Genomic DNA, 14503 nt, shown 5'->3' on the forward strand with positions numbered 1-14503 from the left:
GGGGATCAGCCCTCGCGCACGGGGGTGGGGGCGACGCTGTTCGTCTGCGCTTCGCGCCAGGCGTCGAGTTTTTGTGCCAGATTGGCATCATTATTCGCGAGCAGCGCGGCGGCGAACAGGCCGGCGTTGGTCGCGCCCGCTTTGCCGATCGCAAAGGTCGCGACGGGAATGCCGCCGGGCATCTGGACGATCGAATAGAGGCTGTCGACGCCGCTCAATGCCGCTGACTGGACGGGGACGCCGAGCACCGGAACGCGCGTCATCGATGCGACCATGCCGGGCAGGTGCGCGGCGCCGCCGGCGCCGGCGATGATCGCCTTGAGGCCGCGGTCCGCCGCGCTTTTCGCATAGTTTACAAGGCGGTCGGGGGTACGGTGCGCCGAGACGATCTGCACTTCGTGCGCGATGCCGAACTCTTCGAGGATCTGGACCGCGTGCGCCATCGTCGGCCAGTCCGACTGGCTGCCCATGATGACGCCGACTTGCGGGGCGGTTTCGCCCATTTCAATCCCTCCTGCCCCGGCTTCATCGCGTGTGAATCGCCGCCGATCCCCCCTAGCGACTGGTTTGCGCGCGGGCAACGGCGCGCGATTGATGTCGCGGCGTTTACCGATTGGTATCAAGTCGGGACTAGGGTTGCGCTCAATATCTCGCGGCATTCGGCTGGGGATCGTGGGTTGGGTTCGGGGACGTTGAATGGATAGCGTAGGGGGGGCACGGATCGCGGTCGACCAGTTCGGCACCGTCGCCGTAGACTCCATCGAGGATCAGATGCGTGAAATACGCCGGGAACGCGACGCATTGCGCCGCGAGAACCGCGTGTTGAAGATCGCCGTCGCCGAGCTCGAACGTGTGTCCGAGCGCGATACGCTGACGCCTTTGTTCAACCGCCGTTATTTCCTGACCGCGATCCACCACCGCATGGCGCGGTTCGAGCGGCACGCCGAACGCGCCGCGGTCGTCTTTATCGACGTCAACCAGCTCAAATATATCAACGACAATTTCGGCCATGCCGCGGGCGATTTCGCGCTGCTGGAAATTGCCAAGCGGCTCGCGGGTTCGATCCGCGCGACCGACGTCGCGGCGCGTATCGGCGGCGACGAATTCGGGCTGATCCTCGACCAGTCGAGTGAGGATGGCGCGCGCGTGCAGGTCGATCGGCTGTGCGCCGTGCTGACCGCGGCGCCCGCCGAATATGACGGGCACGAGATCGCACTGTCGGCGTGCTTCGGCGTCGCGATGCTGCAGACGGGGATGACCGAATCGGACATTTTGGCCGCCGCCGACCGCGATATGTATCGCAGCAAGCAGGGGCTGGGCGGGCTGCCCGGCCACCGCTAACCGCGCGTTAACCAAAAAAGCGCATCGTCCCCATGGCGACAGGGGGGTAAGATGCGGAACCAGACCGACCCATATCTCGACATCCAGGACCGGATCACCGGCCAGATCGGCGCGCTCGCCGAAGCACTGCCGCACTGCGCGCTCGCGCAGATCGTGCAGGGGGTCGACGACATCCGCTGCCTCGCGCGCGACCACGGCTTTGCCGCGGTCGAGACGCTCGCGAGCCGGCTCGAATCGGCGGTCGCGGGGGGCGGTTATCGCGCCGCGATCCTGACTTATCTCGACGCGATGAGCGATGCGGCGGCGGTGCCGCAGGGGCCGCTGCCGTATGCCGCACAGGAAGCGTGGCTCGCGTCGGTCGCGGTTCGGCTGGGCCATTGACCGCGTCCACCTGACACTTCAGACCTGACGTCATGGATGCAATCATACTTGCGCTGGTGGCGGTGCTGCTCGCCAATGCCGACGGGCGCAGCGGGATTGCGCTGTCGCGGCTGGTGAGCGCGCGCAGCGACCGGCGCGTCACCGTCGTCATCGCTTTTGGCGCTTTCATCGTCAACGCGGTCATCGCCGCGGTTGCCGGCGCGATCGCCAATGGGATGATCGGGCAGGGGGTGGCGGCGCTGCTTGTCGCGCTCGCGATGCTGTCGGCGGCGGTCGCTTTGCTGTGGCGGGTGAAGCTGCTGCCCGATCCGGTCGCTGACGATGCGTCGCCCGTGATATTGGCAGGCCGGATGCTCGCGAACCAGTTCGGCGACCGCAGCCATTTCCTGATCGGCGCGCTCGCCGCGACGAGCGGGGCGGGGCAATGGGCGGCGGCCGGCGGGCTGGTCGGCTGGACGCTGGCGATGCTGCCCTTCCTTGCTTTTGGCCCGGCGCTCGCCGAGCGGCGCGCGGCACGGACCCTGCGCTGGGCGGCGGCGGCGATCCTGATCCTCTGGGGGCTTCGGACCGCGCTCGGCGCGTTCGGATTGATCGGCTGATACGTTCGATTGATTCGGTTTCATCGTTTTTGTCGATGAAACTCACCCAAAGCTTCAATGGGAAATCGGCGCGCCGCTTCGCTATATCGGCGGGGCAACAGAAAGGATGCTCCCATGTCCGATAAAAATGACAATGCTCCCGCCGTCGCCGACGCGCTCAATGCGCTGCTCGCCGACAGTTTTGCGCTCTATCTGAAGACCAAAAACTATCACTGGCACGTCCAGGGCCCGCATTTTCGCGAGCTGCACCTGCTGTTCGACGAGCAGGCGGCGCAGATTTTCGCGACGACCGACCTGATCGCCGAGCGTGTGCGCAAAAATGGAGCGCCGACGTTGCGCTCGATCGGCGACGTCAGCCGCCGCGCATCGATCCGCGACGATGACAGCGCGGGCGTCGATGCCGAGGCGATGATCCGCGCGTTGGCGGGCGATAACAAGATTCTGCTCGGTCAGCTCAAGGCGGTGAAGGCCGCGGCCGAGGCCGACGGCGACATTGCGACGAGCGGACTGGTCGACGGCTGGGCCGACGAGACGCAGCAGCGGATCTGGTTCCTGGAGGCGACGCTGGGCTATTGATGGCTCGCCCCTCTTTCTCCCTCGATGGGAGAAGGATACGCAGCCTTGTCGCGAAGCGGCTAGGCGAAGTTGGATGAGGGTGAACGCGCGTCCTTGCGCCGTTGGTTTCAGGCCGCGACCGCACCCCCACCGCTGCGACTAAGCCAGCAAGCTGGCAAGTCTCGCTACCTCCCCCATCAAGGGGGAGGATGTGGGGCCGCCAACCCTCAAACAAAAAGGGCGGCCCGCGAGCCGCCCTTTTCGTTTTTCCGGTTATCCCGCCGATCAGTCCTGATGCGGCTGGATGTTCACCGCGGCGAACTTGCCGCGGTCGTCGACTTCGATGTCGAACGCGACGCGGTCGCCTTCGTCGAGGCCCGCCATGCCGGCGCGCTGCACCGCGCTGATGTGGACAAAGGCATCGGCCTGCCCATCGTCGCGCGCGATAAAGCCGAAGCCCTTCGTCGTGTTGAAGAATTTGACGGTGCCCGAGGTGCGTTCACCGGTCAGCTGACGACGGCCGCGGGCGCCGCCCGGGGCGGCGCCGGGGCCGCGATCGTCACGCTGACGCGGAGCGAATTCCTCGACCGGCATCGGTTCGCCTTCGATCTTGAGATCGATGGCCGACACCTTGCCGTTGCGTTCGACGAGCGTGAAGCCGAGCGGCTGACCCGAGGCGAGACCCTGAAGCCCCGCCTGTTCGACCGCGCTGATGTGGACGAACACGTCTTCGCCGCCATCGTCGCGGGCGACGAAACCGAAGCCCTTCGACGCGTTGAAGAATTTCACCGTGCCATTGCCTTCGCCGACGACCTGCGCGGGCATGCCGCCGCCACGTCCGCCGCCGAAACCACCACCGCCGCCACGATCGCCGCCGCCGAAGCCGCCGCGGTCGCCGCCGCCGAAGCCGCCACGATCACCGCCGCCGAAGCCGCCGCGGTCGCCGAAGCCGCCCCCGCGGTTGCCGCCGCCATAGCTGTCGCCGCCATAGGGTGCAGGTTCGAAGCTGTCGAAATTGCCGAAATCATCGCGCTTGCCGCGCCCCCGCTGGCCGCGGCGATCCTTGTTGAAACTCATTGTCTAATAGTCGCTTTCGGTTCGTCCATACCCCATTCGATCAGCGCCTTGCGTCGGACGGGGACGCAGTTCACCATGGGCACAGACTCGCCCCGTGCCTCTAACGGCGCAATATATAACCTAAATGAACGCCATCTGCGAACGGAAAATTCGAGTCCCGACCCCGGCGGAAAGCGCGCTTTGCCGCAGCCCCGCGGCGGGCGGCCTGTGCGCACGAAAACCAGTCATTGAGCGGCACGGCCGCTTGGCCTAAGGCGACCTCTATGACTGTCTATTTCCACGAAGAAGATTTGCCCGAGGGCGTACTGGGTTCGGGCGCGGTTGCGATCGATACCGAGACCATGGGGTTGAACCCGCAGCGCGACCGATTGTGCCTTGTCCAGATCAGCGACGGGTCGGGCGACGAGCATCTCGTCCGCTTCAAGCCCGGCAGCAGCTATGACGCGCCGGTGCTGAAGGCGATATTGACCGATCCCAACCGGTTGAAATTGTTTCATTTTGCGCGCTTCGACATCGCGGCGCTGCAGCAGGCGCTCGGCGTCGTCACCGCGCCTGTCTATTGCACCAAGATCGCCTCGAAGCTGATCCGCACCTACACCGACCGCCATGGCCTGAAGGAACTGGTGCGCGAACTCCTGGGGCAGGAAGTGTCGAAGCAGCAGCAGTCGAGCGACTGGGGCGCCGCCGAGCTCAGCGACGCGCAGCGCGATTATGCCGCGAGCGACGTGCGCTTCCTGCACGCGATGAAGGCGATTCTCGACGTGCGGCTGGCGCGCGAAGGGCGCACCGACCTGGCGCAGGCCTGTTTCGATTTCCTGCCGACGCGCGCGGCGCTCGACCTCGCCGGATGGCCCGAGGTCGATATTTTCGCGCATACTTGAGCGAATCGGAGAAGCCGTGTCCGAACGCGCCGATCTTGACCGCACGATGCGCCGGATGTGGGCGGCGAGCGGGTCGAGCCACGACCGCGTCGTGCGCATCCTGCGTTACGGCCTGCCGCTCGTCATCGGCGTCGTCGCGGCGGTGCTCGTCTTTTCGCCCTTTACTCAGCGCGCCGAGATCAGCTTCCTCTTGTCCAAGGACAAGGTCGAGATGGCCAAGGAGCGGATGAAGGTGACGCGCGCCGAATATCGCGGCCAGGATGCGAAGGGGCAGCCGTTCGCGCTGCTCGCGGGCAGCGCGGTCCAGAAAAGCTCGGCCGAGCCGATCGTGCGGATGACCGACCTGTCGGGGGCGATCAAGCTCACCGATGGCCCGGCGACGATCGTCGCGAAGGACAGCGCCTATAATATGGAGACCGAAAAGGTCGCGGTGCCGGGGCTGGTGCAGGTCAAGAGCGCGGGCGGCTATAGCATCGACGCGACCAATGTCGCGGTCGACCTCAAGACACGCAGCCTTTTCGGGCAGGGCGGCGTCGCCGGCACGTTGAACATCGGCACGTTTTCGGCCAACCAGCTGGCCGCCGACCTCGACAAGCGGATCGTGCGCCTGCAGGGCAATGCGCGGCTGCGGATCAATCAGGGAGTGATCAAATGAACCGCGTATCGCCGATGAAAAGCGTGCTGCTCGCCGGCGCGGGCTTTGCGCTGACCAGCCTCGCGCTGCTGTCGGCCGGCACCGGCGGCGACACCGCAGAGGCGCAGGCGCTCGCCAACCACAACAGCGCCGCCCCCGTCGATTTCGACGCCGGCAGCATCGAGGTGCAGGACCGCGCCGACCGCGTCGTCCTCGCGGGCAATGTCCGCGTGACGCAGGCGGGGATGACGCTGACCGCGGCGCGGATGACCGTCGCCTACAGCCGCCAGGGCGGCACCGAAGTCAACCGGCTCGACGCGACCGGCGGCGTCGTCGTGACCAAGGGCGACGAACGCGCATCGGGCAATGTCGCGATCTATGACCTCGACCGGCGGCTGATCACGATGGTCGGCAATGTCCAGTTGACCCAGCGCGGCAACCGGCTGAACGGCGGGCGCATGGTGATCGACCTCAGCACCGGCCGCGCGACGGTCGACGGGCGCGGCGCGGCGCGCGGCCCCGACGGAAAACCGATCCAAGGCGGCACCGGCGGGCGCGTCACCGGCACCTTCACCGTACCGGAAAGAAAGCAGTAACCAACGCCTTTAACCGGGCTGCAACCACGCGCCTTCACCAAGGGTGCGGGACCAGATCATCCGCGGAGCCGGGGGGCGACGCCGCATAGTCGAAAGCAGCCCCCATGCGCTTTTCCCCGATCGTCCCGCCCCGGCGTCCCTTGTTCGGCCGCCGCCAGGAACCCCCTGTGGTGATCGTGCCGACCCCGACATCCGAAGAACGGCGGCTGATCGACCGCATCATCCGTCACGCGGGCTATCGCGAGTCGCGCTAGCGGTCTGATCCGCTCGTTGCGGTGAACGGCTTGGCGTTCTGTGCATGCGCCCCTACATGGGGCGCGCATGCCGCCTGACACCTCCACTTCCGCCGACGCCTCGCGCGAGCCGCCCGTCCTTGCGACGCTGCGGCGTTTCCTGCCCTATCTGTGGCCGGCGGGGCAGGCCGAGGCGAAGGTCCGCATTGTCCTTGCCGCGCTGATCGTGCTCGCGTCGAAGGGCGTGCAGCTGTCGATGGGCTTCCTCTATGGCGCCGCGATCGACCGGATGGCGCCGGGGATGGAGCCGGGTGTCGCGCTCGCGATCGGATTCCTGCTCGCCTATGCCGGCGCGCGCTTTGCCGGGACCTTGTTCGATAATCTCCGCAACGTCGTGTTCGAGCGCGTCGGGCAGGACGCGACGCGCGAGCTCGCGATCGCGACCTTTCGCCACCTTCACGCGCTGAGCCTGCGCTTCCATCTCGCGCGGCGGACGGGCGAGGTGACCAAGGTGATCGAGCGCGGCACCAAAAGCATCGATACGATGCTCTATTTCCTGCTGTTCAACATCGCACCGACGATCATCGAGCTGACCGCGGTGCTGGTGATTTTCTGGACCAAGTTCAGCTTTGGCCTTGCGGGCGCCACCGCGCTGATGGTCATTGTCTATATCATCTTCACGCGCAAGGTGACCGACTGGCGCAACGCGCTTCGTGCCCGGATGAACGACCTCGACACGTTGACGATCGGGCGCAGCGTCGACAGCCTGCTCAATTACGAAACGGTCAAATATTTCGGCGCCGAAGCGCGCGAAGAGGCACGTTATCGCGACGTCGCCGACCAATATGCACGCGCCGCGGTCAAGAGCGAGAACAGCCTGGCCTGGCTCAACATCGGACAGAGCTTCATCACCAACGCCGCGCTGGCGGGGGCGATGGCCTACACGGCGTGGGGCTGGTCGAAGGGGCAGTTCCAGGTCGGCGACGTCGTGCTGGTGAACACGTTGCTGATGCAATTGTTCCGCCCGCTCGATCTGCTTGGCATGGTCTATCGTACCATTCGCCAGGGGGTGATCGACATGGAGGCGATGTTCCGCCTGATCGACACCCCGCCCGAGATCAGCGATGCGCCGGACGCGTGGCCGCTGATCGTGAACGGCGGCGCGGTGGCGTTCGAGAATGTCGTCTTCGGCTACGAACCCGACCGGACGATCCTCAATGGCGTGAGCTTCGCGGTCGGCGCGGGCGAGACGCTGGCGATCGTCGGGCCGTCGGGGGCGGGCAAGTCGACGATCGCGCGGCTGCTCTTCCGCTTCTACGATCCGCAGGGCGGGCGCGTGCTGATCGACGATCAGGATATCGCCAAGGTCACGCAGAAAAGCCTGCGCGCCGAGATCGGCATCGTCCCGCAGGACACGGTGCTGTTCAACGACAGCATCGGGTACAATATCGCCTATGGCCGCGAGGGCGCGAGCGCGAATGAAGTTGCCGCGGCGGCCGAGGGCGCGGCGATCGACGGCTTTATCGCGATCCTGCCGCACGGTTATGACACGGAAGTCGGCGAGCGCGGGCTGAAGCTATCGGGCGGCGAGAAGCAGCGCGTCGCGATCGCGCGGACATTGCTCAAAAACCCGCCGGTGCTGATCCTCGACGAGGCGACGAGCGCGCTCGACAGCCGCACCGAGGCGGCGATCCAGGACACGCTCGAACGGATTGCGGCGCGGCGCACGACCTTGGTGATCGCGCACCGGCTGTCGACGGTGACGGGCGCCGACCGGATCATCGTGCTCGATAAGGGGCGTGTCGCCGAAACCGGCACGCACGACCAACTGCTGCACATGCGCGGGCTTTACGCCGACATGTGGGCGCGGCAGCAGGCGGAGCGCGACGAGGGCACCGTCGACGCATGAGCGCGTCGGCCGCGGCATTTACAATTTTGTAAGTGATTTCCACCAATTGAGCCCCGGGGACCAGTCCGTCCCGTGGACGGATGTCGAGGCGAAAGGTGGGATTTTGATCAGGCTGGCGATGTGTATCGCGATCGACCACGATCCGTGGCTCGTTGCGCTGGCGGTCGCGATTTGCGGCATCGGCGCCTTTGCGATCGTGCAGATGTTCGAGCGCGCGCGCGAAGCGCAGCGAAAACAGGGAATCGCCTGGGCATTCCTTGTCGCGGTCGCCGCCAGCGCGACGATCTGGTGCACCCATTTCGTCGCCATGCTCGCCTTTGAGGCGAAGGCGCCGGTCACGCTCGATCCCGTGCTGACCATCGCTTCGCTGATGGTCGCGATGGTCGGCTCGTTCATCGGCTTCGCGGTCGCCGCGTGGGGCAAGGATGAAGTTTTTGGTGCGATCGGCGGAGCGCTGTTCGGCGGCGCCATTGCGGCGATGCATTTCACCGGCATGACCGCCTATCGCGTCGACGGAATCGTCGCCTGGGATGACGCTTATGTCGCCGCGGCGGTGATTTGCGGCATGGTCTTTGCCGCAGCCGCGCTGACGGTGCTCCGCACAAGCCGGGCGGTGCGCTTCCGTGTGCCGCTGGCGACGGGGCTGATTGTGCTCGCGATTGCCTCGCTCCATTTCCTGGCGATGACCGCGATGCTTATCACGCCGATGGCGCTCGACGAAACGCCGCTGCGTCCGGCCGAATTCAACGCGCTGGCGCTCGCGACGGTGCTCGTCGGCGGGATCGTGATCGCGGCGGGGGTGTTCGCGGCGATGCTCGATCGCCAGACGCGCTCGGACGCGATGCGCGAGCTGACGCATATGGCGATGAACGACGCGCTGACCGGCCTTCCCAACCGCACCGCCTTTCGCGCCGAACTGGCGCGGCAGATCGGCGCGGCGATCGTGAAGGGCGAGCGCGTCGGGCTGTGCGCGATCGATCTCGACCGCTTCAAGGAAATCAACGACGTCCACGGCCACAAGGCGGGCGACGAGGTGCTCGCGCGGCTGGCACAGCGGATGCGCGATACGCTCGGTCCCGATGAATTCGTCGCGCGGCTCGGCGGCGACGAGTTCGTCGCGCTGACGCGTTTTACCGATCGCGCGCAGCTGGCGGCATTCGCGGCGCGGCTCGATGCCGAACTGAAGGCGCCGCTCGTCTTCCCCGATTTCGAGGCGCGTCTCGGTGCGAGCATCGGCGTCGCGGTGTTCCCCGACGATGCGGCGACGGCCGAGATGCTGTCGAACAACGCCGACCTTGCCATGTACCGCGCCAAGGCCGATGCCGCGACCGCGCCCTGCTATTATGACTGGCAGCTCGACGAGGCGATCCGCGACCAGCGCGAACTCGCCGCCGACTTGCGGGGCGCAATCGACCGCGACGAACTCGACGTCCATTATCAGGTCCAGACCTCGGTCACGACGGGCGAGGTCACCGGATATGAGGCGCTGCTGCGCTGGATGCACCCGGTTCGCGGCGCGATTCCGCCAACGATATTCATTCCGCTTGCCGAGGCGAACGGCTTTATCCTGGCGCTGGGCGAATGGGTGATGCGGCGCGCTTGCACCGATGCGGCGGCGTGGCCGCACGCGTCGAGGGTCGCGGTCAATGTGTCGCCGCTCCAGCTTGCGCATGTCGACCTGCCGCGCCTGTTCCATCAGATCCTGCTCGACACCGGTTTGCCGCCGCGGCGGCTGGAGATCGAGCTGACCGAAACCGCGATCATCGCCGACCGCGAACGCGCGTTGCACGTGCTGCGCCAGATCAAGGCATTGGGTATCGGGGTGGCGCTCGACGATTTCGGCACCGGCTATTCGTCGCTTGAAACCCTGCGCGCCTTTCCGTTCGACAAGATCAAGCTCGACCGTTTCTTCGCCGCCGAGCTCGAGGGCAATATCCAGTCGACCGCGATCCTGCGCGCGGTGCTCGCGCTCGGCAAAAGCCTGTCGATCCCGATCCTCGCCGAGGGGATCGAGACCGCGCAGCAGCTCGACGTGCTCCGCCGCGAAGGCTGCGACGAGGCGCAGGGCTTCCTGATCGGGCGGCCCGGCCGCTCGGTTGCGCAGGGCGATGATGCCGACGACGCGGAACGGATTCGCGCTGCCTGACTGTTCAATTTGACTAAATTGCTTGCCTTGGGTTGACCCTCCGCGCCCGCGCCCTTTACGCAAGGGCCATGCCGCATGACACCAGCCTGATCGGAACCATCGTCGCCGGTCTGGGCGTGGCGTTCCTGATGGGGGCGCTGGCGCACCGTCTCCGCATTTCGCCGATCGCGGGTTATTTGCTCGCGGGGGTGCTCGTCGGGCCCTTTACCCCGGGGATCGTTGCCGACACCGGGCTCGCGCTCCAGCTTGCCGAGATCGGCGTGATCCTGCTGATGTTCGGGGTCGGCCTGCATTTTTCGCTGAAAGATCTGCTGTCGGTGCGCAAGATCGCCGTGCCGGGGGCGATCGCGCAAATCGCGGTCGCGACCGCGCTCGGCATGATGCTCGGGCTGTGGCTCGGCTGGCCGGTCGAGGGCAGCATCGTCTTCGGGCTGGCGCTGTCGGTCGCGTCGACCGTCGTGTTGCTGCGCGCGCTGCAGGCGCGCGACATGGTCGAGACCGAAAAGGGACGGATCGCGGTCGGCTGGCTGATCGTCGAGGATTTGGTGATGGTGCTCGCGCTCGTGCTGCTGCCCGCGATGTTCGGGTCGCGCGGCGATGAGGGCGGCAGCGCGGGGCTGCTCCAGTCGGCGGCGATCGTGCTGGTGAAGGTGGTCGGCTTCGTCGCCTTCATGTTCGTGATCGCGCGGCGGGTGCTGCCGTGGGTGCTCCACTGGGTCGCGCATTCGGGATCGCGCGAGCTGTTCCGCCTCGCGGTGCTCGCGATCGCATTGGGGGTCGCGTTCGGCGCGGCGGTGATTTTCGATGTGTCCTTTGCATTGGGCGCCTTCTTCGCGGGCATGATCCTCGGCGAAACGCAGCTTTCGCGGCGCGCCGCCGAGGAGACGCTGCCGCTGCGCGACGCGTTCGCGGTGCTGTTTTTCGTCTCGGTCGGCATGCTCTTCGACCCCAAGGTGCTCGTCGAACAGCCGGGGCCGGTGCTCACGACGGTCGCGATCATCGTGATCGGGAAGTCGGTCGCCGCCTATGCGCTCGTCCGCGCCTTCGGCCATCATTCGGGGACCGCGCTGACGGTGTCGGTCAGCCTCGCGCAGATCGGCGAATTTTCGTTCATCCTCGCGGGGCTGGGGGTGGGCCTGAAAGTGCTGCCCGAAACGGGGCGCGACCTGATCCTCGCGGGGTCATTGTTGTCGATCCTGTTCAACCCGATCCTCTTCTCGCTCGCGGTAAAATATATGCGCGACGCCGAGGCCGAAGAGGAAGAAGCGGAGGCGGAGGGCGAGGGTGCGCCCGCGCCCGCGCCGTGCAACGCCGGCGTCGTGCTGATCGGCTATGGCCGCGTCGGCAGCCATATCGGCAGCCTGATCTGCGGGCGCGGCGAGGGGCTGACGGTGATCGAGGACCAGAAGGACATGGCGGCCGCCGCGACCGAGGCGGGGGCGACGGTGATCGTCGGCGACGCGACGAAGGAAAGCATCTTGCGGCAGGCCGGGATCGACACCGCGTCGACCCTGCTGATCGCGATCCCCGAGGGGGTCGAGGCGGGGGCGATCGTGCGGCGCGCGCGCGCGATCAACCCGAAACTGGTGATCGTCGCGCGCGCGCATTCGGACGAGGAGGTCGACGATCTGGTGCGCCGCGGCGCCGACCATGTCGTAATGGCCGAGCGCGAAACCGCGTCGCGGATGGCCGAGCGCGCGATGCTGACTTTGGCTTAGCTTCCGCTACCCCAATTCTCGTCATTCCCGCGAAAGCGGAAACCCAGTTGCAACCTCAGCTCGCTGGGTTTCCGCTTTCGCGGGAATGACGAGGTTGGTGTTGTGGCCCGTTTGGATGAGTCCGGGGCTTCCCTCTCACCACCATCCGCCCTATCGCCATCGCAATGTCCGCCGACGCTCTCCTTCCGCTCCTGAAATCCACCTTCGGTTTCGACCATTTCCGTGGCCGTCAGGGCGAGGTCGTCGATCGCGTGATGGCGGGGGCGCGGACGCTCGCGGTGATGCCGACGGGGGCGGGCAAGTCGCTGACGTACCAGCTGCCCGCGGTTGCGCTGAACGGCTGCGTCGTCGTCGTGTCGCCGCTGATCGCGCTGATGCACGACCAGCTTCGCGGCGCGCGCGCGGCGGGGATTCGTGCCGCATCGCTGACCAGCGTCGACGCCGACTGGGCCGAGACGCGGCAGGCGTATCGCGATGGCCAGCTCGACCTCTTGTACGTGGCGCCCGAGCGCGCGACGGGCGAGGGGTTCCGCACCTTGCTCGAAGCGCAGACGCCGGCGCTGTTCGCGATCGACGAAGCGCATTGCGTGTCGGAGTGGGGGCATGATTTCCGCCCTGACTACCGCCTGCTTCGCCCGCTGCTCGATGCCTTTCCGGCGGTGCCGCGGCTTGCGCTGACGGCAACCGCCGACAAGCACACGCGCGAGGATATCCTCGTCCAGCTTGGGATTCCGGCGGACGGGCTGATCCTTGCGGGCTTCGACCGGCCGAACATTCGCTATGCGGTGCGGCCGCGTGTGAGCCCGGCGAAGCAGCTCGTCGATTTCATCGCCGCGAACCCGGGGCCGGGCATCGTCTATGCCCCGACGCGCAATGGCACCGAGCGGCTCGCCGAGCAGATCGCGGCGGCGACGGGGCGCAGCGTCGCGGCCTATCACGCCGGGCTCGACCCCGAGCGGCGCGCGCGCGTGCAGCATGATTTCGTCGCGTCGGAGGACGGCATCGTCACCGCGACGGTCGCCTTCGGCATGGGGATCGACAAGCCCGACGTGCGCTTCGTCGCGCACGCCGGGCTGCCGAAATCGATCGAAAGCTATTATCAGGAAACGGGGCGCGCGGGGCGCGACGGCGATCCGGCCGAGGCGATGATGCTGTGGGGCGCCGACGATTTTGCGCGCGCGCGGATGCGGCTCTCCGAACTGCCCGAGGTGCGGGTCGCGGGCGAGCGGGTGCGGCTCAATGCGCTCGCGGCATTGGTCGAGACGGTCGAATGCCGCCGCGCCTTGTTGCTGCGGCATTTCGGCGAGAGTCCGCCCGAACGCTGCGGCAATTGCGACAATTGCCTTGAGCCCGGGCGTCAGGTCGACGCTACGGTGCTCGCGCAGAAATTGCTTTCGGCGGTCTATCGCACCGGGCAGAGCTTTGGCGCGGGGCATATCGAGGCGGTGCTGACCGGGCGCAGCGACGAGCGGATCGCGAGCCGCGGGCACGATAAATTGTCGGTGTTCGGGATCGTCGCGGGCGAGGAGGCGCGGTTGATCAAGCCGCTGGTGCGCAGCCTGATGGCGCGCGAGGCGCTCGACACGACCGAACATGGCGGGCTGATGCTTGGGCCCGCGGCGCGCGCGATGATGAAGGGCGAGACCGCGGTGCTGATGGCCGAACCGCCGGTGAAGCGCACGCAGCGCGAGGGTGGGCGCACGAGCCGCGCCGACCGCGCGGCGGCGAACCCCGTCGGCGATCCGCTGTTCGATGCGCTGCGCGCGATGCGGCGCGAGCTCGCCGCCGAAGCCGGGGTGCCGCCCTATGTCATCTTCCACGACGCGGTGCTGCGCGCGATGGCGAGCGGACGGCCCGCGACGCGGAGCGCGCTGGCGGACATCCCCGGCGTCGGGGGCAAAAAGCTCGAGGCGTGGGGCGACGCGTTCCTGAATGTGATCCGGCAATTTTGAGCCGATATCGGGCCGCCCGGCTCGCCGATTTCACAAACGGCTAGCCATATTCCGAACGCGGCGCGACCGATGCGCCGATCGTTGCCACCTGCACTTTCATCGCGGCCGCTCTCCCTTCGCGGCGCCGATCGATGAAAGGATTTCGACCATGAAACACCGACTGATCCCCGCGCTGGTCGCGGGATGCCCTGCGTGGACGCCGATGGCGGCGCAGGCGGCCGGCACGACCGCGACCGTTCGCGTCAACCTCAGCGCGCTCGATCTCAGGGCGCCCGGCGACATGAAGACGGCGGAACGCCGGATCGCGCGTGCCGCAAAGGCGGCGTGCCGCAACGATGTCGAGCATCTGACCCTCGATGCGCGCCGCGCGGCGCGCCAGTGCCGCGAGACAATCCGCGCGCTGGCGATACGAAAATTGCAGGGCCGCCAGCTTCAGCAACTGGCGGCGCAATGACGTTTCGCGTGAAGATGGCGATGGTGG

General features: G+C 67.0%; 15 protein-coding genes. 13 read left to right on the forward strand and 2 right to left on the reverse strand.

The features are described 5' to 3' along the window. Nucleotides 1-5: 5 nt before the first annotated feature. Nucleotides 6-503, reverse strand: a complete 498-nt coding sequence (purE, locus tag FG91_RS06400; protein ID WP_037513453.1) for a 5-(carboxyamino)imidazole ribonucleotide mutase — start codon at nt 501-503, stop codon at nt 6-8. A gap of 193 nt (nt 504-696) precedes the next feature. Between purE and FG91_RS06405 the strand changes: the two genes are divergently transcribed. From FG91_RS06405 to FG91_RS06420, 4 genes are all read left to right on the forward strand, one after another. After that, a complete protein-coding gene (locus tag FG91_RS06405) occupies nt 697-1341 on the forward strand; it encodes a GGDEF domain-containing protein (protein WP_037513455.1) in 645 nt (214 codons plus the stop codon). Nucleotides 1342-1392: 51 nt separating this feature from the next. Beyond that, nucleotides 1393-1722: a hypothetical protein gene (locus FG91_RS06410; protein WP_037513458.1), complete on the forward strand. Its 330-nt coding sequence runs from the start codon at nt 1393-1395 to the stop codon at nt 1720-1722. Nucleotides 1723-1754: 32 nt separating this feature from the next. After that, nucleotides 1755-2321 (forward strand): TMEM165/GDT1 family protein, encoded by a 567-nt coding sequence (locus FG91_RS06415; RefSeq protein WP_037513460.1) that lies wholly within the window; start codon nt 1755-1757, stop codon nt 2319-2321. A 114-nt stretch (nt 2322-2435) separates the two neighbouring features. Beyond that, nucleotides 2436-2897, forward strand: coding sequence for a Dps family protein (locus FG91_RS06420; protein WP_037513462.1), 462 nt, complete (start codon nt 2436-2438; stop codon nt 2895-2897). Between the two features lie 264 nt (nt 2898-3161). Here FG91_RS06420 and FG91_RS22530 read toward each other — a convergent pair whose 3' ends face one another. Further along, on the reverse strand, nt 3162-3953 hold the full coding sequence (locus FG91_RS22530) for a cold-shock protein (protein ID WP_037513463.1): 792 nt from the start codon (nt 3951-3953) through the stop codon (nt 3162-3164). Nucleotides 3954-4216: 263 nt separating this feature from the next. Here FG91_RS22530 and FG91_RS06430 point away from each other — a divergent pair, with 263 nt between their 5' ends. The 9 genes from FG91_RS06430 to FG91_RS06465 all read left to right on the forward strand — a co-directional run bounded on the left by FG91_RS06430 (nt 4217) and on the right by FG91_RS06465 (nt 14476). Next, nucleotides 4217-4834 carry a ribonuclease D gene (locus FG91_RS06430; RefSeq protein ID WP_037513464.1) on the forward strand — a complete coding sequence of 206 codons (618 nt, stop codon included), beginning with the start codon at nt 4217-4219 and terminating at the stop codon, nt 4832-4834. 16 nt (nt 4835-4850) lie between these two features. Further along, on the forward strand, nt 4851-5489 hold the full coding sequence (gene lptC, locus FG91_RS06435) for an LPS export ABC transporter periplasmic protein LptC (protein WP_037513465.1): 639 nt from the start codon (nt 4851-4853) through the stop codon (nt 5487-5489). Between the two features lie 14 nt (nt 5490-5503). Beyond that, nucleotides 5504-6064, forward strand: a complete 561-nt coding sequence (locus tag FG91_RS06440; protein WP_037513693.1) for an LptA/OstA family protein — start codon at nt 5504-5506, stop codon at nt 6062-6064. A 104-nt stretch (nt 6065-6168) separates the two neighbouring features. Further along, complete coding sequence (locus FG91_RS21975; RefSeq protein ID WP_156419591.1) at nt 6169-6318, forward strand: hypothetical protein; 150 nt, start codon at nt 6169-6171, stop codon at nt 6316-6318. Nucleotides 6319-6385: 67 nt separating this feature from the next. Beyond that, entirely contained in the window at nt 6386-8206 is a 1821-nt protein-coding gene (locus FG91_RS06445; protein WP_037513467.1) for an ABCB family ABC transporter ATP-binding protein/permease, read from the forward strand. A 103-nt stretch (nt 8207-8309) separates the two neighbouring features. After that, entirely contained in the window at nt 8310-10352 is a 2043-nt protein-coding gene (locus tag FG91_RS06450; RefSeq protein WP_235211965.1) for a putative bifunctional diguanylate cyclase/phosphodiesterase, read from the forward strand. 68 nt (nt 10353-10420) lie between these two features. Further along, the gene (gene ybaL / locus FG91_RS06455; protein ID WP_037513469.1) at nt 10421-12070 is read left to right on the forward strand and encodes a YbaL family putative K(+) efflux transporter; all 1650 of its coding nucleotides are present in this window, start codon (nt 10421-10423) and stop codon (nt 12068-12070) included. 164 nt (nt 12071-12234) lie between these two features. After that, nucleotides 12235-14022 (forward strand): DNA helicase RecQ, encoded by a 1788-nt coding sequence (recQ, locus tag FG91_RS06460; RefSeq protein ID WP_037513471.1) that lies wholly within the window; start codon nt 12235-12237, stop codon nt 14020-14022. A 148-nt stretch (nt 14023-14170) separates the two neighbouring features. Beyond that, complete coding sequence (locus FG91_RS06465) at nt 14171-14476, forward strand: UrcA family protein (protein ID WP_037513473.1); 306 nt, start codon at nt 14171-14173, stop codon at nt 14474-14476. The last annotated feature ends 27 nt before the right edge of the window (nt 14477-14503 follow it).

Origin of the sequence: Sphingopyxis sp. LC81, assembly GCF_000756375.1 — a bacterium.
Classification (GTDB): Bacteria; Pseudomonadota; Alphaproteobacteria; order Sphingomonadales; family Sphingomonadaceae; genus Sphingopyxis.